This window comes from Sporomusa acidovorans (assembly GCF_900101845.1).
Taxonomy (GTDB): Bacteria; Bacillota; Negativicutes; order Sporomusales; family Sporomusaceae; genus Sporomusa; species Sporomusa acidovorans.
Genome location: NZ_FNAM01000011.1, coordinates 95,882 through 115,563, shown reverse-complemented (window position 1 = coordinate 115,563; position 19,682 = coordinate 95,882). Strand labels below are relative to the sequence as shown.

Annotated in this window: 19 protein-coding genes; 17 read left to right on the top strand and 2 right to left on the bottom strand. The window is 47.0% G+C overall.

Annotated features, from left to right (window positions below; all coding sequences use genetic code 11):
- Positions 1-5: 5 nt before the first annotated feature.
- The 3 genes from rhaD to BLR65_RS10000 all read left to right on the top strand — a co-directional run bounded on the left by rhaD (position 6) and on the right by BLR65_RS10000 (position 2,599).
- Positions 6-824, top strand: a complete 819-nt coding sequence (rhaD, locus tag BLR65_RS10010; RefSeq protein ID WP_093794050.1) for a rhamnulose-1-phosphate aldolase — start codon at positions 6-8, stop codon at positions 822-824.
- A gap of 135 nt (positions 825-959) precedes the next feature.
- Positions 960-2,252, top strand: coding sequence for an MFS transporter (locus tag BLR65_RS10005; protein WP_093794049.1), 1,293 nt, complete (start codon positions 960-962; stop codon positions 2,250-2,252).
- Positions 2,253-2,281: 29 nt separating this feature from the next.
- On the top strand, positions 2,282-2,599 hold the full coding sequence (locus BLR65_RS10000) for an L-rhamnose mutarotase (protein WP_093794048.1): 318 nt from the start codon (positions 2,282-2,284) through the stop codon (positions 2,597-2,599).
- Positions 2,600-2,674: 75 nt separating this feature from the next.
- Here the strand turns inward: BLR65_RS10000 and BLR65_RS09995 are convergent, their stop codons facing one another.
- Complete coding sequence (locus BLR65_RS09995) at positions 2,675-3,430, bottom strand: DeoR/GlpR family DNA-binding transcription regulator (RefSeq protein ID WP_176772721.1); 756 nt, start codon at positions 3,428-3,430, stop codon at positions 2,675-2,677.
- A gap of 254 nt (positions 3,431-3,684) precedes the next feature.
- Positions 3,685-4,782 (bottom strand): hybrid sensor histidine kinase/response regulator, encoded by a 1,098-nt coding sequence (locus BLR65_RS09990; RefSeq protein WP_211285235.1) that lies wholly within the window; start codon positions 4,780-4,782, stop codon positions 3,685-3,687.
- A gap of 318 nt (positions 4,783-5,100) precedes the next feature.
- On the opposite strand from BLR65_RS09990, the gene BLR65_RS09985 reads away from it, so the two are divergent.
- The 14 genes from BLR65_RS09985 to BLR65_RS09920 all read left to right on the top strand — a co-directional run bounded on the left by BLR65_RS09985 (position 5,101) and on the right by BLR65_RS09920 (position 19,178).
- On the top strand, positions 5,101-7,797 hold the full coding sequence (locus BLR65_RS09985) for a hybrid sensor histidine kinase/response regulator (RefSeq protein ID WP_093794046.1): 2,697 nt from the start codon (positions 5,101-5,103) through the stop codon (positions 7,795-7,797).
- A gap of 14 nt (positions 7,798-7,811) precedes the next feature.
- The gene (locus tag BLR65_RS09980) at positions 7,812-8,897 is read left to right on the top strand and encodes a response regulator transcription factor (protein ID WP_093794045.1); all 1,086 of its coding nucleotides are present in this window, start codon (positions 7,812-7,814) and stop codon (positions 8,895-8,897) included.
- A gap of 245 nt (positions 8,898-9,142) precedes the next feature.
- Positions 9,143-10,393, top strand: a complete 1,251-nt coding sequence (gene urtA, locus BLR65_RS09975) for an urea ABC transporter substrate-binding protein (RefSeq protein WP_093794044.1) — start codon at positions 9,143-9,145, stop codon at positions 10,391-10,393.
- An 83-nt stretch (positions 10,394-10,476) separates the two neighbouring features.
- Complete coding sequence (urtB, locus tag BLR65_RS09970) at positions 10,477-11,385, top strand: urea ABC transporter permease subunit UrtB (RefSeq protein WP_093794043.1); 909 nt, start codon at positions 10,477-10,479, stop codon at positions 11,383-11,385.
- Positions 11,386-11,406: 21 nt separating this feature from the next.
- A complete protein-coding gene (urtC, locus tag BLR65_RS09965) occupies positions 11,407-12,486 on the top strand; it encodes an urea ABC transporter permease subunit UrtC (protein WP_211285234.1) in 1,080 nt (359 codons plus the stop codon).
- Positions 12,487-12,524: 38 nt separating this feature from the next.
- Positions 12,525-13,280: an urea ABC transporter ATP-binding protein UrtD gene (gene urtD, locus BLR65_RS09960; RefSeq protein WP_093794041.1), complete on the top strand. Its 756-nt coding sequence runs from the start codon at positions 12,525-12,527 to the stop codon at positions 13,278-13,280.
- Complete coding sequence (gene urtE, locus BLR65_RS09955; protein WP_093794040.1) at positions 13,273-13,962, top strand: urea ABC transporter ATP-binding subunit UrtE; 690 nt, start codon at positions 13,273-13,275, stop codon at positions 13,960-13,962. Before urtD ends, urtE begins: the two co-directional genes overlap by 8 nt.
- A gap of 50 nt (positions 13,963-14,012) precedes the next feature.
- Entirely contained in the window at positions 14,013-14,318 is a 306-nt protein-coding gene (gene ureA / locus BLR65_RS09950; RefSeq protein ID WP_093794039.1) for an urease subunit gamma, read from the top strand.
- A 34-nt stretch (positions 14,319-14,352) separates the two neighbouring features.
- Positions 14,353-14,736: an urease subunit beta gene (locus tag BLR65_RS09945; RefSeq protein ID WP_245692674.1), complete on the top strand. Its 384-nt coding sequence runs from the start codon at positions 14,353-14,355 to the stop codon at positions 14,734-14,736.
- Positions 14,726-16,444, top strand: coding sequence for an urease subunit beta (gene ureB, locus BLR65_RS09940; protein ID WP_093794038.1), 1,719 nt, complete (start codon positions 14,726-14,728; stop codon positions 16,442-16,444). Before BLR65_RS09945 ends, ureB begins: the two co-directional genes overlap by 11 nt.
- Positions 16,445-16,567: 123 nt before the next feature.
- Entirely contained in the window at positions 16,568-17,041 is a 474-nt protein-coding gene (locus BLR65_RS09935) for an urease accessory protein UreE (RefSeq protein ID WP_093794037.1), read from the top strand.
- 22 nt (positions 17,042-17,063) lie between these two features.
- Positions 17,064-17,753, top strand: a complete 690-nt coding sequence (locus BLR65_RS09930; protein ID WP_211285233.1) for an urease accessory protein UreF — start codon at positions 17,064-17,066, stop codon at positions 17,751-17,753.
- A gap of 23 nt (positions 17,754-17,776) precedes the next feature.
- Entirely contained in the window at positions 17,777-18,394 is a 618-nt protein-coding gene (gene ureG / locus BLR65_RS09925) for an urease accessory protein UreG (protein WP_093794036.1), read from the top strand.
- Positions 18,387-19,178: an urease accessory protein UreD gene (locus BLR65_RS09920; RefSeq protein WP_169716999.1), complete on the top strand. Its 792-nt coding sequence runs from the start codon at positions 18,387-18,389 to the stop codon at positions 19,176-19,178. The genes ureG and BLR65_RS09920 overlap by 8 nt, the downstream gene beginning before the upstream one ends.
- Positions 19,179-19,682: the final 504 nt, after the last annotated feature.

The following is a 19,682-nucleotide window of genomic DNA, read 5'->3' as shown; positions in this document are numbered from 1 at the left end:
GAAAAATGGATATAAAAAACGCAGCATTCATGCAAGGATTTATTCGCCTTACGGAAGATGCTTTTCGTAAGGGCTGGCATGAAAGAAACGGCGGAAATTTAAGCTATCGCATTAAGCCGGAAGAAGTTGAAGCGGTAAAGGCCGAATTAACAGAACCGAAAGAGTGGATTTCGATTGGTGTTGCTGTACCCAAGCTTGCAAACGAGTATTTTCTTGTGACCGGCAGCGGCAAGTACATGCGCAATGTCAGCCTCTGCCCGGAAGAAAATATTGCGATCATCAGGATCGACCAAACAGGTGAAAACTACAGCATTGTTTGGGGGCTTGCCCATGGCGGACGTCCGACAAGCGAGCTGCCGACTCATCTTTCTAATCATGAAATAAAGAAAGAGCTGACAAATGGCACGAACCGGGTCATTTATCATGCTCATCCAACGAATACCATTGCGCTGACGTTTGTCTTGCCGCTGGAAGATAAAATATTCACACGGGAACTGTGGGAAATGGCAACCGAAGATCCGGTCATTTTTCCGCGGGGAATCGGTGTTGTACCCTGGATGGTTCCAGGCGGCAGAGAGATTGCTGAAGCGACTGGCAAATTGATGCGCGAATATGATATTGCCGTATGGGCGCATCATGGTGTGTTTGTTGCAGGCGAAAACTTTGATGAAGCTTTCGGACTAATGGATACCGTGGAAAAAGCCGCAGAAATCTGCGTTAAGGTTCGTTCGATGGGCGGCAAGAAACAAACGATTACCAGTCGGAATTTTAAGGACCTTGCCCATGACTTCCAGGTTGATTTGCGGCAAGAGTTTTTGGATTAAAGAAAATGGGAAAGAGATAGAACACGATCTCTTTCCCCATACTTGATCTAATTATTAGTTTAACGTCTTGAATTATTTGAATATAGCGAGTTTATCGGTAATTGAAAATAATTAAAAGAAGAAAGGGGTAATACCATGACAACACAGGAACCTTCCGCATGGAAAAAAACCATAATTGCTGCAATGACGAGTTACATTGATGCCGGTTCTATCGTAGCCGGCGCTGCAGGTCTAAGTTTATGGCAAGCGTACCTGGGAATGGATGGAACTCAACTAGGGCTCTTAGGAGCGCTTAGTTCAAATGCAGGTTCTGCTGCTGTGGGAGCCTTGATTGGCGGCCGCCTTTGTGACAAATACGGGCGCAAATTCGTTTATACCTATGATCTGCTGGTTTATATCATCGGTATGTTGTTCATTGTCTTTGGTATCAACTACGCCATGCTCTTAAGCGGCTATATTATTGTAGGTTTGGGCGTAGGCGCGGATGTCGTGGCATCGTGGACCATGATTGCGGAAGAAGCGCCAGCGGAAAATAGGGCAAAGCATTGCGGTTCTGCTCAGTTTGCCTGGGCGCTCGGACCCGCGGCCGTTTTGATTTTTTCGGTTTTGTTGAGTGATTTGGGCTTATTGGGTAACCGCCTTGTCTTTGGCCATTTGATTCTTGTTGCAGCTTGGGTTTGGTACCAGCGTTTGCATATGCCGGAATCCAAAGACTGGCAGGAAGCTAAGGAAAAAGAAAATGAATTGCTTGCCGAAGGACGCATGGAGAAGGTTTCTTATAGTGTGCTATTTAGCGGCATCAATCTAAAAACAGTGTTATTCCTCTGCGGGGTTTATTCTATCTGGAATTTATGCGCCAGTACCTGGGGATTTTTTATGCCTTATATTTTTGAGCATGTTGGCAATCTTTCCAATGCCATGAGCAATGCCCTGCAGGTAGGTTCGTTTGTCATGTCGATTGCTGCGACATTCTTTATCTTTATGGGCTTGGGCGACCGTGTAAACCATCGGCTTTTGTATTTTATCATCGGCGGTATTTATGTTCTTGCTTGGTCAATGTGGCTGCTGCCACCGGATTCGATGACAATGGGCATGGTCTTTGCTTTTACGGCATTTGCCGGCATTAATAATGGAGCAGGACAGCAAGCCTTTTATCAGCTTTGGTGCAGTGAACTGTTTCCTTCCCGCTACCGTGCGACGGCACAGGGTTTTACTTTCTTTGTAACGCGGTTTGCCGCTGCAGCCTGGGCATTTGCCTTCCCGATTATTATGGAGAGTTTGGGTTTTCAATATGCTGTTATGCTTATGGTCGTTTTTGCTGCTGTCAGCCTGATTATTGGCACACTCGGAGCGCCTGATACACGCGGCAAGACGCTCGAACAGATCGAACAAGAACGTTATGGGGTCAATGTTTCTGCCGGATGTTAAATTAAAAGCAGAAAGGAGCATGCAATTATATGGAGAGATTTGCCTGGAAGGCAATTGTGCATGAGGGAAGAATTGAGGAATATAAAAAGCGTCATGATGAGATTTGGCCGGAAATGAAGCAGGTCCTGAAAGACGCGGGCATAGGCAATTATTCCATCTGGAATATCGGAAATGAAGTATTTGGCTATTTTGAATGTGAAAAAGGCGTAGCGTTTGCGGAAAAGCACCAGGCGGAAAGCCAAATTGTTGCTAAATGGAATGAATATATGAAAGACGTTATGACAATGGTTATGGATCCGAAAACCGGAGCGCAGCCGAAAATGCGAGAAGTGTTCTATCTAAAATAGTAATATCTTTAATTGAAACAAAAAGCAAAAAATTCCTTATAGGGAATTTTTTGCTTTTTGTTTTCCGGCTTTAAATCAATAAATGAGTTTAATCTGGTGTTGGCTAAAGAAATCCAGCCATTCGGCGGAAGGTTCTTTATTTGTCACAATGTAATTGATGGGTGCAAAATCACAGGTTTTGATGAAGGCTGTCTTATCGAACTTGGAATAATCAGCGAGTAGAATGGATTTTTTTGCTTGTTTAATCATGGCTTGCTTAATTAGGCTTTCCGGTTCGTTTGATTCCATAATACCCCGTGTACGGTCAATACCCTTACAACTGATAATGGCCAGGTCAACATAGTATTTTTCCAATATGCTGCAGGCAGCCGGCCCGGTGAGTGCATAAGAACTGGCACGCAGGATACCGCCGCTGGAAATGATGGTAAAAGAAGAGTTGACAAATTCATTTACTAAGCGAATGGAATTTGTGATGATCGTCAGGTGATTTCTTGTTTTAAGACGCTGCAATAGTGCCAGACATGTCGTGCTGGCATCAACCATGAGGGTATCACCGTCATTGATGAGATATTCGGCTTTTTGGGCAATGAATTCCTTATCTGCATTGTTGATGGAAGTTCGCTTGATAAATGAGATATCCTCACTGGTATGCTCATTAAGGACAGCTCCACCATAATTACGCTGTAACAAATTCTGCTGTTCTAATTTTTCCAAATCGCGGCGGATGGTTTCTTCTGTGACTTGGAATTTCCTGCTGAGATCGGCGACATAAACCTTTCGATCCTGAGTCAGTTGTTCCATGATTTTTCTACGGCGTTCAAGGCCGAGCATAAAAAGCACCCCATAAAATTTTTTCTTTTTATTATACACTTAGGCTCTTTTAAGAGTCAACATAAAAGAACAAAACAAAGGAAAACAAAAATAATTTGTCCCCAAATTGTGACATTATAGAAAGCACAGGGCAGTTCTTTTTGGTTTTCTTTCTTTTTTTATAATTATATCCAACACGTCAAAACAACTGCTATGATAAATTTCTTTCTTTATACGATCAGAGTGCGTAACAGAATGGCAGCTAAGAAAAATAATTATCCCCCGCAGTTCGGCAGGCTAAAATAAAAGGTTGCCCCTTTGTCAGTTTCGCCGGTAATCCAGGCTTTGCCGTTATGCCTTTTTACGATTTTTTGACTAATGGCAAGCCCCACCCCTGATCCCTTAAATTCGTTATCAGAATGAAGACGCTGAAAGACTTTGAATAGTCTTGCGGCATAACGCATATCAAAGCCTGCGCCGTTATCCTTTACGGCGATGACGGTTTCGCCGCCATGATTGAAGGAAGAGACTTCAATCGTGGCGTTTTTTCTATTGCATGTATATTTCAGCGAATTGGAAAGTATGTTGGTAATCAGCAGTTTAAACATGATGGGGTCGGCTTGAATATCCGGCAGGGAGTTTACGGTGAAAGTGATTTGCCTTGGCGGCTCCAATGTAACCAGTTCATCATAAACCTCCCGGAATAACCGCTCCAGATGAATGGTTTCCTTATGCATTTGCATTTCGCTGGTGCGGGACAACTCCAGCAAGTGATCAATCGTTGCAATGACTTCCAGCGATTTTTCCTGAATATTGGCAAGCAGTTCATTGCCGTCGTCGCCGAGTTTGTCCTGATAGTCGGCTGTGAGATATTCGGTTAATTTGCCAATAGACAGGAGCGGTGCTTTTAAATCGTGCGACACCGAATAGCAGAAACTGTCCAGTTCGCGGTTGGCCGCCAGCAGCGATTCAGTCTGTTGCTTTAGTTTGATATGTGTGCGGACACGGGCGAGGAGTTCGGAGGTGTTATACGGTTTGATCACATAATCCTGACCACCTAGTGCAAACCCCTTTTTTATACTGGCTTCGTCATTGCTGGAAGTTAAAAAGATGATAGGAATATTGCGGTAATCCGTATCTTCTTTGATAATTTTGCATACTTCAAACCCATCCATTTCAGGCATAAAAATATCTAAGAGAATGAGGTCCGGCTGGTGCTGTTCGAGCAGTTTTAAAGCGGTGCTTCCTTTTGTGGCCACTCTGACTTTGAAGTTATTGTCACGCAGTACCGATAAGGCGAATTCTATGTCTTCCGGCGTATCATCGACCAAAAGGATTTCCGGAAAGTTAAGCGAAGGGACGATTTCTGCCAAGCTTACCATCTCCACATTTGATTATATACCGTTCCGCATTGAAAAATTTTGTAGGTGCAGGCGGAAGGTATATTGCCTGCAAAATTTTTTAGCATATTGTATATACATAGATTTTAAAAGAGATTTGGGGCAAAGGCAAGTAAGGTAAATACGAAAAGAATATTTCATATTGTAAAACTTTTGATTTTGCACTACAATAAATGCATATAAAAAAAGAATTGATTTACCAAGGCATAGGGGCCGGTTGAGCAATCAAACTGGCTTTATGTCTTTTTTTATTTGCCCGGAAGACAGCAAATACCCCAAGGGGTGAGCGAAATGAAGCGGAAAATGATGATCAAACAGTCGACAATCAGCACATTAACCATGGGAATATTTTTTTTCATTGCCGTATTGCTGGCCTGCAGTATTGAGTACATGCATGTCAGTATCAAAGATGAACAGGTTGCCGAGCAAAGAAGAACGGAATTCAAGCAGTTGGGAATTGACTTAGCGAAAGCATCGGATTACCTTACGGAGGAAGCCCGCAAATATTCGGTAACCCGGGATGCGGTTCATATGTACCGCTATTGGGAGGAAATCAATATCACCCGGACACGGGACAATGTGATCGAACGGCTGGGGGAACTTAATTCGCCTGACGAGGAATTGGCTTTTCTGGCAGAGGCGAAAAAAAACTCCGATTTGCTGGTTAATACTGAACGGCACTCCATGCGTCTGCTGTTAGAAGCTGAACATGCGGCCGAACAGGAAATGCCGCCGGAAGTCGCTTCTTATCAGCTGACGGCAGAGGAAGGGCGGCTCAGTCCGGAGGAGAAACTGGCAAAGGCCCGGGAGATTATGTTTGATGACAAATATGATGCCGATAAACGCAGTATTATGGAACCGATTGCCAACTTCCAGACCATGATGAATCAGCGGCTTGAGGCCGAATTGACGGCGGCCCGCGAAAGAACGACCAAAGCGGCTGTTTTGCAGATTGTATTGGCCGTGATTATCATTTGTGCGATTGCGCTGTTAATCCGGATTTTATTTATTCAGGTCAGTTCCCCCATCAATCACTATACCGAGAATTTAAAAGTGTTTATGCTGCAGAATAAAAGTATTAGTCTGGTGCCAGAGGGTTCTCAGGAATTGCGGCTGCTCGCGCAGACTTTTAACGAATTGTACAATTCGTTTCAGGAAGAGCTAGTCAAGCGGAAACAAGCCGAAGAAACGATGAAGGCGGCGAAAGAAGAAGCTGAAATGGCCAATAACGCCAAAAGCGAGTTTTTGGCGCATATGAGCCATGAGATACGGACACCGCTCAACACGATTAATGGTTATCAGTACCTCCTGGCAAACACCCAGCTTGGCCTCAAACAGTCAAAATACCTGCAAAATTTGGGCAAAGCGGCTAAAGACCTGCTGGAAATTATTAATGAAATCCTGGATTTTTCTAAAATTGAAGCCCGCAAGCTGGTCCTTGAACGGATTGACTTTGACTTATACGAGCTGTTGCAGGATCTTTGCGGTGTTATGCAGGTGGAGGCACAGCGCAAAAAGCTGGCGTTTGACTATGAAATAAAGCCGGATGTGCCGCGCTATGTCAAAGGCGATAAAACCAGAATCAAGCAAATTTTATTGAATTTGCTTTCCAACGGACTGAAATTTACGCATACAGGCGGTTTGCATGTTCTGGTGGAGCTCTTGTCACAACAAGGCCGGCAGGTATCCCTTTGCTTTCATGTGACCGATACCGGCATTGGCATCCCGCAAAACCGGATGGCACAATTATTTGAAGTATTTACCCAGGGAGATGCTTCGACAACGCGCAAGTACGGCGGCACCGGCCTGGGGCTGGCAATCTGCCGGAAGATTGTCGACCTGATGGGCGGCGAGATTCATGTTGAAAGTACGGTGGGTAAAGGATCGACTTTTTGCGTGAGGCTGCAACTGGAGCTTGCCAATTCGATTCCGGCTGCTGTGTCCGAACCAGAAACGATAAAATTTGAACCGGTTTTTACCGGCAAACAGGTATTGCTGGTGGAAGATAACGATATTAACCGGCAGATGACAAAAGAAATTCTTACTTGTCTGGGGTTTGCCGCCGATACGGCCGGGAGTGGTTTTGAAGCCGTAAAATTGGCCGAAATGCGGTACTATGATGTTATTTTGATGGATATTCGCATGCCGCGAATGGATGGCTATGAAGCTACGCGCCGGATAAGAGCGGATAAAGGCGAACAAACTCCGCCGATTATTGCCCTGTCGGCAGATGCGGTGGAAGGTACGGCGGAAAAAGCGAAAGAGGCGGGCATGGCCGGTTATCTTACCAAGCCATTGAATCCGGCAAAATTACTATACATGCTGAAAAAAATCCTTGGTATGGAAAGCATTGGCGATATAATAGCGCCGCAGCCGACGGAAGCTGGCAAATGCAGTGAGCTGGACCTTGCCATAGGGCTTAAGCGCATCGGTGGCAAGCAGGCCGTTTATCGCGAAATTCTGGAGCAATTTGTTTTACATCACCGTAACGACGCGGAAAGCCTGGCAAAACTGCTGGCAGACAGCCAAACAGAAGCAGCGCGGCATCTGCTGCATACCATCAAGGGAATTGCCGCCAATATCGGAGCGGACTGCCTGAAAACGGCTGCGAAAGAATTCGGCGGGGTGTTGCAGGAACAGAAGCAGCAGGCGGTATCATGGCAACAAAAAAAATTTGCGGCGGCGCTCGCTTCAACCATTGCCGCGGTTGAAGCATTCGCGGCAACCTTAGATGGCGAAGCAACGTTACCAAGCCAGGCGGCAGAAAATGCTGAAAACGAAAAACTTTCGCTGGAACTTGTGGTCTTACTGGATAGCGGCGATGCAGAAGCGAAAAATTTTTTTGAAGTGCATAAGCAGTATTTTCAAGCCCTAATGCCGGCAGAATATGCCTGGCTTCAGCATGCGATTCAAACCTACAGCTTTGATGAGGCGGCGGGAAAAATACGTGAGCTGTTACCGGATTTCAGCAAAGGATCATTTCGTTAGGTGGAGGGAATCTTATGTATAAGGTATTATTGGTGGATGATGACAAAACGGTAAGATACATGTTGAAACGATTTAAGAATTGGGAGCACTATGGCTTTTGTATTGCCGGGGAAGCCTGCGATGGCAAGGAAGCCTTTAAACGACTGGCAGCCGATACATTTGATGTAATCATTACCGATATCAGGATGCAGGGCATGAACGGCATAGAATTTTTGCAGGAACTGCGTGCGCGGAAGATCGATATCTGTCTGATTCTGCTCAGTACTTATACCGATTTTGAATATGCGCAGCAGGGTATACGGCTGGGAGTTTTCGACTATATGACCAAACCGGTGGATGATGACATTTTAAGTGACATGCTGGCAAGAGTCGGAAAACACCTGGATGAAAAGCGGCAAGCTTCTTTACGTATGGAAGAGGAAAAAAGGCTGCTGGCGGAAAGTCTTGCCCTCTGTTATCCGGAGAAAGGGGAAAAACGGCTGTTAGCCCTGCTGCTGGCCGGTGACCGGGAACTGCTGCAGGAGGCGGATAGTGTTTTTGGGGAAGTCTGCAAAGCCTTTGGACAAGCGGATGTGTTAAAAATCAAACTGGTACTTGAGAAGCTGCTTGTAAATAGCCGAGACGAAATTTACCGGCAGTTTCCCTGGCTGGCAAAGATCGGAGAGTTGGTCTTTCCTGAGGCGGACGGCCAAAAGCAGACCATAGACGCAGTGAGAGAGGCTTTTCTGGAGAAGCTAGGCGAGATGCTGGCGGTAATCAGAAAATATGAACTGCATCATACGGACGGGATTATTAAGAAAACCTGTGAGTATGTCCTAACGCATGTGGAAAAAGATATTACCTTAGAGAATATTGCCGCCGAAGTTCATGTTACCAAAAGCTATCTGGGAAAATTATTCAAACAGCGGATTGGCTATAATTTTACCGATTATGTGACGAAGGTCAAAATGGAACATGCAAAATGCCTCTTGCGTACCGGCGAGTACAAAAACTATGAAGTGAGTGAAAAGCTTGGTTATAGCAGCATTGATTATTTTTGCCGCTTATTTAAACAGTACAGCGGCATGACGCCTTTGGAATTTAGAAAACAAGGATTATAATAATGTGCATTTTTATAAGGCAAAATTGCACAATTGTGATGTTTTCTCCTCGCGGCAAGATTGCTATAATATAATTAAATTAAACATTGGCAGTTTCAATAAATCAGCACAGGCGCTGTGAACGGATATCGTAACAGATATTCGTCATAGCGTTTTTTATTTTGAAATTGAGCGCGCTTCTGCCAATGGCTAACATGGTTGTAGCTAGACTATGTTAACAAGTTTAGGTGAAAGGTGGCAATCATATGAAAAATGGTCTTTGGAGAAAGTTTCGCAAACGCATTGCTGCAGGGTTAATCCTGACGACATTTGTTTTCTCAAGCATATTAGCAGGTTGCGCATCAACAAAACAGGCGGCTCAAACCAAGGAAGCGGGGTCTGATACCATCAAAGTAGGTGTGCTTCATTCTCTGAGCGGCACCATGGCCATTAGTGAAGTATCGGTTAGAGATGCCGAACTCATGGCTATCGAAGAGATTAATGCCGCAGGCGGTGTACTTGGTAAGAAAATCGAACCGGTGGTGGAGGACGGTGCCTCCAATCCGGCAACCTTTGCCGAGAAGGCGAAAAAATTGCTGCAGAAAGATAAAGTGGCTACCATCTTCGGCTGTTGGACTTCAGCCAGCCGCAAGGCCGTCTTACCGGTTGTTGAAGATAATAAAGGGCTGTTATGGTATCCGGTGCAGTACGAAGGCATGGAAGCATCACCGAACATTTTCTATACAGGGGCCGCGCCGAATCAGCAGATTGTTCCTGCTGTAGAATGGCTGCTTAAGAATAAAGGCAAAAAATTCTTCCTGATTGGTTCCGACTATGTATTCCCCAGAACCGCCAACAAGATAATCAAAGCGCAGCTGCAGGCTATGGGCGGCGAACTGGTTGCCGAAGAATATACGCCGCTGGGACATACCGACTATACCACAATTATTAATAAGATTAAGGCAGCCAAACCGGATGTTGTGTTTAATACGCTAAACGGTGACAGCAATGTGGCCTTCTTTAAACAATTGAAGGATGCCGGCATTACTTCCAAAGATCTGACGACATTATCGGTAAGTATTGCCGAGGAAGAAGTACGGGGTATCGGTGCCGACAACATGGCCGGACATCTCGTATCCTGGAACTACTATCAAACAACAGATACTCCGGAAAACAAAAGCTTTGTGCAAAAATATAAAGCAAAATACGGTGCCGACCGTGTAACCGACGATCCGATTGAAGCGGCTTATATTGAGGTTTATCTGTGGGCTGAGGCTGTGAAGAAAGCGGGCACGACCGATACCGAAAAAGTGAAAGAAGCTGCTAAAGGACTGGAATTTAAAGCTCCTGAGGGCTTGGTGAAAATTGAAGGAGAAAATCAGCACCTGTGGAAACCGGTCCGCATTGGCGAAGTGACTCCGGACGGTTTGATTAAAGAAATTTGGAGCACAGGCAAAACCATTAAACCCGATCCGTACCTCAAGGGATATGACTGGGCCAAGGCAATTAGTCAGTAAGAGTAAAGGTTGTAAACGGTACAGGTGCTAATATACGATGCCTGTACCGTTTATCACTAAAACGGCTATAAGGTGGTGGTCGCATGGATACTTATATCATTCAAATTTTTAACGGCATCAGTGTCAGTTCGATTTTTATCCTGGCCGCACTGGGGCTTGGTATTACATTCGGGTTAATGAAGGTTATTAATATGGCCCACGGTGAGTTCATTATGATTGGGGCCTATGTTACCTTTTTGCTGCATAATCTTTTTGCGGCACAGCTGCCCGCTTTCTTTGATACGTATTTCTTTTTTGCTATTCCGGCCGCTTTTATTGTTGCCGGCATGATGGGCCTGATCCTGGAACAGACAGTGATCAAGCATCTGTACGGCAGGCCGCTTGACAGTATGCTGGCTACCTGGGGCGTGAGTCTGATCCTGCAGCAACTGGCCCGCAGCATCTTTGGGGCGCCTAACGTGGATGTAAGAAGTCCGGCCTGGCTGAACGGCGGACTGATTATCCAGGGGTTGCAGTTTCCCTACAAACGGTTATTTATTATCGGCTTGGTGATAGTATGTCTGGCCGGCATCTTCTGGCTGCTGTTTAAAACCACGACCGGCAGGCGTATCCGGGCCGTAATGCAAAACCGGGATATGGCAGCCGGTTTGGGGATTAATGCCCGCAAGATTGATGCGTATACGTTTGCGATTGGTTCAGGCTTTGCCGGGGTTGCGGGCTGCGCCTTGTCGCTCATTGGCTCCATTGGACCGACTTTGGGGACGGCTTACATTGTTGACACTTTTATGGTTGTCGTATTAGGCGGCGTGGGAACTTTATGGGGTATTGTGGCAGGCGGCCTGGTCATCGGTACTGCCAATACAACCTTTGAGTTTTTTACCAATACCTCTTGGGGAAAAGTTCTGGTATTTTTACTGGTTATTTTGTTTTTGCAATGGAAACCGAAAGGCTTGTTTACGATCCACAGCCGTTCGCTTGATGAACAAGGTTAATGGCATTGGGAGGTGAATTTGTTGAACATTTTTAAACAGCTCCAATCGCAAGAAAAAGTAGGCTTTGTCATCCTTGCCGCCTTGCTGCTTTCGGCCCCGTTATTCCTGTCGGAGTTTAGAGTCAATCTGCTGGGAAAATTCGTAGCCTATGCGATTTTGGCGATTGGGCTTGATCTTATCTGGGGCTATACCGGAATATTAAGCATGGGCCACGGTGTTTATTTTGGCCTGGGTGCCTATTGTATGGCGATGTATTTAAAACTGGCGGCGGCACCTGACAAGATACCGGATTTTATGTCCTGGAGCGGGTTAAATACTCTTCCCTGGTTTTGGGCGCCATTTAATAGCGGCCTATTTTCGCTGGTGATGGCCATTGTTCTGCCGACCCTGCTTGCTTTTATTGTGGGGTATTTAACCTTTAAAAACCGGATTCAGGGCGTTTATTTTTCGATTCTTTCGCAGGCGTTATCCATTATTTTCGTTGTTTTATTTGTCGGTCAGCAGGCCTATACCGGCGGGACCAACGGGCTGACCGATTTTAGAAGACTGTTTGGGTTCCCTTTGTCCTTAGAAAGTACGCAATTGGGTCTGTATTATGTGGCTGTGGTTCTGTTGGTTTTCACTTATTTGTTATGTAAGTTTCTTACAGAGCGCAGAATCGGTAAAATCCTGGTGGCGATTCGTGACGGCGAGAACCGGGTGCGGTTTTCCGGCTATAACCCGACCAGCTACAAAGTATTTGTCTATTGTTTATCGGCGGCTTTCGCCGGCATGGCGGGGGCCGTCTATGTTCCCCAGGTCGGGATTATTTCCCCGGCAGAAATGGGCATCGTGCCATCAATTGAAATGATTATCTGGGTAGCGATCGGCGGCAAAGGAACCTTAATCGGCGCGGTTATTGGCGCCATTTTGGTCAATGCCTTAAAAAGCGGTGTCAGCGAAAGTTTCCCCGATATCTGGTCGTATTTTATCGGCATCGCCTTTGTGGTTGTCGTCCTGTATATGCCGTATGGCATCGTTGGCTTGGTGAAGCAAACTGCGGAAAAAATCAAACAAAGGTGGACGCCGGGCAACCGGGAAAGTAACGGAGTGCTTGAATAAATAACAGATAGTTTAGTTTCAAAAGGTGGTGTTGTTTTATGGAAAATGTCTTGGAAATTCAGGATTTAACGGTGGCGTTTGATGGTTTTAAAGCGGTTGACAATGTCAATACCAGTGTGGAAAAAGGCGAAATTCATTTTTTTATCGGACCGAACGGCGCCGGCAAGACCACATTGCTTGATGCTATTTGCGGGCGGGTTAAGCCCAAAAGCGGCAATATTCTGTTTGCCGGCGGGGTTGATGTAACGCATTACTCGGAAAATCAAATCGTCAATATTGGCATTGGCCGAAAATTTCAGGTGCCTTCCGTTTTTACCGGCCTTACGGTCTATGACAATATGGAGCTTGCGGCCGTAAAAGACCGTTCCTTAAGCTCTTCGCTTTTTCATAACGTTACATCTGAGCAGGAAGAGTTGATTGGCCATGTGCTCAATACCATCGGCCTGTATGAAAAGAAGGACAGAGATGCCGGATCACTGGCTCACGGGGAAAAACAGTGGTTGGAAATCGGCATGTTGATGGCACAGCAGCCGAAACTCATGCTGCTGGATGAACCGGTTGCCGGTATGGGAAGAGTAGAAACCCAAAAAACAGGCGAACTTTTAAAAACAATTGCTAAGAACTGCACCATCATTGTGGTCGAGCATGATATGGAGTTTGTCCGGGACTATGCGAGCAAGGTTACCGTGTTGCATGAAGGCATGGTGCTGGACGAAGGCAGTATGTCCGAAGTGCAGCATAACCAGAAAGTGATCGAAGTATATCTGGGACGGGGTGGGGAGCAGGATGCTTAACGTCACGGAACTTGAGGCTTATTATGGAGAGAGTATTATTCTGAATCAAGTGAATTTGCAGGTGGACAAAGGGCAGGTAGTATGCCTCCTGGGACGCAATGGCGTCGGCAAATCCACTTTTCTGAAAAGCATCATGGGGCTTGTGGCTACGCCTAAAGGCAGCATCCGGTTTGACGGCAGTGAAATGATCTCACGGCCAAGCTATCAAAGAGCACGGCAGGGTATCGGCTATGTCCCCCAGGGCCGGGATATCTTTCCGCAGTTGACGGTGGAGGAAAATCTGCTGCTTGGGCTAGAGGTCAGCGGCGGTAAAGGGGCAATTGAGCAAACCTATGAGCTGTTCCCGGTATTAAAAACCATGCTGAAACGTAAAGGCGGGGCATTAAGCGGCGGACAGCAGCAGCAGCTTGCCATTGCCCGGGCGCTGGTGTCCAAGCCGAAAATGCTGATTCTGGACGAACCGACGGAAGGAATCCAGCCTTCGGTTATCCAGGATATCGGCAGGGTCATAAAGTACTTGAAAAGCGAAGGGGATATTACGATTTTAATTGTCGAACAATACTTGGAGTTTGTGACAGATGTTTCCGATTATTATTATGTGATGGACAAAGGGCGCATTGTGCTGGAAGGTAGGGTCGAAGATCTGAATCAGGAGGAAATCCAAAAGAAAATAGCAATCTAATATTGTCTTTTTTCGGCACATACGGGAAAGCGGAAAGGGAGGTAAGGAAGTTGAAACTGACACCCAGGGAAATGGAAAAACTGCTGCTGCATTGCGCAGGGGAACTTGCCAAGCAGCGCCGCGCGCGGGGGCTTAAATTAAATTATGTGGAGGCAGTGGCGTATATCAGCTCGGAATTGCTGGAACTTGCCCGGGACGGCAAAGATGTTGCCGAACTTATGTTTTTGGGTACCAAGCTTTTAACGGCACAGGATGTGATGGAAGGGGTGCCGGAAATGGTCAGTGAAGTGCAGGTTGAGGCTACTTTCCCTGACGGTACCAAGCTGGTGACGGTACACAGGCCGATAGCCAATTAACCCGCTGGTCAAAACAGGTAAAGGAGAGGATGGTATGATGAAAGTTGGGGAAGTCGTTGCGGCCAAGCGGGAGATCGTCCTGAATGAAGGCAGGCAAATAGTGACAGTTACTGTGGAAAATAGAGGCGACCGTCCCATTCAGGTGGGCTCTCATTATCATTTTTTTGAAGTGAACAAATTGCTGTGCTTTGACCGGGAGGCGGCTTATGGCATGCGCCTTGATATTCCCTCCGGAACATCGGTCCGTTTTGAACCGGGAGAAGAAAGTACGGTAACCCTTACCGCAATGGGCGGAAAAAGAAGAGTATACGGATTGAATGACCTAACTGTGGGCGAATTGCCCGCCCAAAGAAAAACCGCCTTGGAAACAGCCAAGGCTAAAGGTTTTTTAACAGGAGGCGAAGTTAATGAGCTTTAAAATTCCGGGTGAAAAGTATGCAGCGATGTACGGCCCCACAGTGGGCGATAAAGTGCGTCTTGCCGATACCAGTCTGGTTATTGAAGTGGAAAGGGACTATACAACCTATGGTGATGAAATAAAATTCGGCGGCGGCAAAACCATCCGTGACGGCATGGGGCAGTCGGTTCATACCACGAGTGCCGACGGAGATTTGGATTTAGTGCTGACCAATGCCCTGGTGCTGGACTATACCGGTATTTATAAGGCCGATATCGGTATTAAGGACGGAAAGATCGCCGGAATCGGCAAGGCAGGCAATCCGGATATTATGGACGGCGTCACGCCGGGAATGACGGTGGGAGCGTCCACCGAGGCACTGGCCGCCGAAGGGCTTATTGTTACCGCCGGGGGCATTGACTCGCACATTCACTTTATTTGTCCCCAACAAATCGATACCGCGCTGTACAGCGGGATCACCACCATGATCGGCGGCGGTACAGGTCCGGCAGACGGGACCAATGCCACTACCTGCACTCCCGGGCCGTGGAATATCGTCCGGATGCTGCAGGCCGCCGAAGAGTACCCCATGAATCTTGGATTTTTGGGCAAAGGCAACTGCTCAAGCGAGGCGCCGCTGCGCGAACAGCTTGCGGCTGGTGCGATGGGACTTAAAATTCACGAAGACTGGGGTTCCACGCCGGCGGTTATTGATCATTGCTTACAGGTGGCCGACGAAATGGATGTGCAGGTGGCCATTCACACCGATACCCTCAATGAAGGCGGCTGCGTGGAGGATACGATTGCCGCGCTAAAAGGCCGGACCATCCATACCTATCATACGGAGGGGGCCGGCGGCGGCCATGCCCCGGATATTATCAAGGCGGCGGCCTTCCCGAATGTGCTGCCTTCTTCGACGAATCCCACCATGCCGTTTACGGTAAATACCATCGACGAGCATTTGGATATGCTGATGGTCTGTCATCATTTAGATAAAAGTATTCCGGAGGACATCGCCTTTGCCGATTCCCGGATTCGTCCCGAGACCATTGCCGCTGAGGATGTTTTGCATGATATGGGCGTTTTCAGCATGATGAGCTCCGATTCCCAGGCGATGGGCCGGGTGGGAGAGGTCATAACCCGTACCTGGCAGACAGCCTCGAAAATGAAAGATCAGCGGGGAAAGCTGCCTGAGGATGCATCGGGAAACGATAATTTTCGGGCAAGACGGTATGTGGCGAAGTATACGATTAATCCGGCGATTACGCACGGCATCAGCGATTATGTCGGCTCGGTGGAAGTAGGGAAAATGGCTGACCTGGTCCTGTGGCACCCGGCCTTTTTTGGGGTTAAACCGGACATGGTGATCAAAGGCGGCATGATCATTGCGGCCAAGATGGGCGAGGCCAATGCTTCCATTCCCACCACGCAGCCGGTATTTTACCGCCCGATGTTCGCCGCCCATGGCAAAGCAAAATATGCCTGCTGCGCCACGTTTGTTTCTAAGGCTGCTTTTGATGCGGGGATTCAAGGCAAACTCAACCTTGACAAACAGGTGCTGTATGTTAAAAACTGCCGCCGGATCGGCAAAAAGGATATGAAACTGAATTGTGCCACCCCGGCAATTGACGTTTCACCGGAAACTTATGAAGTCACCGTCAACCAGGAAAAAATTACCTGTAAGCCGGCAAAAAAACTGCCGTTAGCTCAGCTGTATCATTTATTTTGATAAGATAAGACTTGGCTTGTGCCAAGTCCTTCAGGACGCCGGCAGAAGCCTAGTCGTTCTTACTTATTATCAGAAAGGCTATACTTTCTGATAATGTAAAAAATAAAATTTGGGTGAGAAAAAATGATCGTGGAAAAAATTATTGGGACCTTAAGCGATTCTGACTATAAAAATATAACGGTAGATTATGTGGATTTTGCCTGGTATGAGGCCTTTAAAAGGCTGCACCGCAAAGTGAGCCGCGCGGGCAGAGAATTGGCGCTGCGGTTTGATGACAGTATTCTGGTTAAAGGCCTTAAGCAGGACGATGTTTTGGCTGTGGAGACCAACACGGTGGTGGCGGTGAATCTATTGCCCTGTTCGGTACTGGTGATTACCGTCAAAGGTCATCATGAGATGGCTAAGGCATGCTATGAAATCGGCAATAAGCATGCGCCGCTGTTTTATGGTGAGAACCATGATGAATTGATTACTCCCTATGACAAAACAATTGAGAACTTAATGCAAAAGCTGCACATTGAGACAAGAACGGCACAGGTCAAGCTGGATTTTGTGAAAAGCATTTCCACCGGCGGTCCGCACACGCATACACATTGAGCTAGGGAGGAGGTCGGTCAAGGTGCACGGAGACATTCCCTTGATACTGTTGCAAATCAATGATGCTTTGTTTCCCATTGGCGGCTACACCCAGTCTTTCGGACTGGAAACCTATATTCAGCAGGAAATTGTCTGCGATAGGGCGACGGCTTGCGATTATGTACGGCAAAATTTGCGCTATAACCTGAAATATACGGAACTGCTGGCGCTGCGCCTTGCCTTTGAGTACGCGCAGGCTGGAGACGTAGAAGGAGTTATGCGGCTGGAACAAATGGTAACTGCCGGCAAGGCTCCCAAAGAAATCCGTCTTGCCAGTCACAAGCTGGGTTCCCGGTTTGTAAAAACAGTCTATGCTATGGGGGCAGTCAAAGAGCAAAACGTGTTCGCCCAATACTGCGAGCGGCAGCAGCAGCCGATTAACCATTGCATTGCCTACGGGGTATTTTGTGCAGCGGCCGGTGTAGAGGAAAGGACAGCCATGATCGCCTATTTGTATGCAGCATTGGCGGCGGCTGTTACCGTTTGTGTGAAATCGGTGCCGCTCAGCCAGACCGATGGTCAGCGCATCATTTACGAAAGCTATGCTTTGCTGGAACAGATCGTGACGGAAACGCTGCTGTTAACCGAGGCGGATCTTTGCCTGTCCACACCAGGGTTTGATATCCGTTGTATGCAGCATGAGCAGCTTTACAGCAGGTTATATATGTCATAAAAAGGGGATAAGGGGATGAAGGTATGCGCTATACCAAAATCGGTGTTGCCGGTCCGGTTGGTTCGGGGAAAACAGCCTTAATTGAGAGTTTGACCCGTACCTTAGCCGGTGAATATAGTCTGGGAGTCATCACGAACGATATTTATACCCAGGAAGACGCCGAGTTTTTATGTAAAAACAGTGTTCTCCCTAAGGAGCGTATTATCGGGGTGGAAACCGGCGGCTGTCCCCATACGGCCATCCGCGAGGATGCTTCCATGAATTTGGAGGCTGTGGATGAACTGGTGCAAAGATTTCCCGACATTGAGCTGCTCTTCATCGAAAGCGGCGGTGATAATCTGTCGGCGACATTCAGCCCGGAATTGGTGGACGCCACCATCTTCGTAATTGATGTGGCGGAAGGGGATAAGATTCCGCGTAAAGGCGGACCCGGCATTACCCGTTCGGATTTGCTGGTCATCAATAAAATCGATTTGGCTCCCTATGTGGGTGCAAGTTTGGAGGTGATGGCGCGGGACTCTCAAAAGATGCGGGGAGACCGTCCATTTATTTTTACCAATATCCGCTCCGGTGAAGGCATGGATCAGGTGCTGGAGTGGATCAGAAAGAATGTTTTGTTTCAGGATATGGAAAATGAGTGAAAACGCTTTTTTAAGACCTTCCGTGCTTAGAATGAAAACCCGTCATGACGGACAAAAAACCGTAGTGGACGAGGTATATTTTACCTCGCCGTTAAAAGTCCTGCCGCCGGTTTATTTACCGGACCAGACGGCACAGATTTTTGTACTGGCGGCTTCTGCCGGCATTCTGGCAGGGGATGTTCAGGAATTTTCCCTTCGCGTCGGTAAAGATTGCCGGTTGGAACTGACCGGCCAATCATATGAAAAAATCCATCCGATGCCAACCGGTAAGGCCAGCCGCCACTGCGAGGTGGTGGTTGAGCAAAATGCTTTTTTATTCTATAACCCGCTGCCGGTGCTTCCCTTTGCCGATTCGGCCTTTGAAAGTACCATGACTTTTCATTTGCTGGATAACAGTGCCAAATTGATTTTGGTGGATATTTTAGCCTGCGGCCGGGCGGCGAGAAACGAAAGGTTTGCCTTTCGCAGCTACCGTTCGCTTGTGGAGATCTATACCAAAGGGCAGCTGGTTTTTCGGGATAATGCCTGTTATTTCCCGCAGAAAATGCTGCTGGAAAAGGTGGGCTTGTTCGAGGGGTACAGCCATTTTGCCAACATGGTTGTATGCAATTGTAACCTAGCGGCAGAGCAATTGCAGGCGATGCGGGAAATCTTGCAAGCTGAATCCGGGATTCAATCTGGGATTTCCGTTTTGCACAGCGGTGACCGGGTCATTAAATTACTGGGCAGCAGCGGCCAGCAGCTAACGGATGTATGCCAAAGAATGTGCGCCTACATCCGATAATGATTTTTCTACCCGGAGTATTTTAGAGGAAGCGTACCTAGTTTTTGAAAAAAGTGGCCTTTTTAAAGGAAAGGTTATTTTTTCTTTCCCATAGATTTACACTCCTGTAAAAAAACGAAAAACCGGCAGGAAATACCCTCTTATGCCAGAATATATTCCATAAATCTATCCAGCAAGGTCTATGTCACCCCGGCCTTAAAAATGTCGTCGATGTGAGATAGCGTAAAAAAACCGGGAGGTCGACGACAGAACTTTGTAGACTTTCCGCGGGTTTTTTGTTTGAGATAAGCAGTGGGTGTATTCAAGAGGGAAAATATAGCCTTGTATTTTCTCGTATGGAATGGGTTTTTAGCCTACCTATAAGGAATTGAAACCTCATCAGTCAATTCTGGAATGCTTTCGATTTCCTGTTTTTAGCCTACCTATAAGGAATTGAAACTGTCTATCCATGTCAACGCTGCAGAGAACCCGGACGCGTTTTTAGCCTACCTATAAGGAATTGAA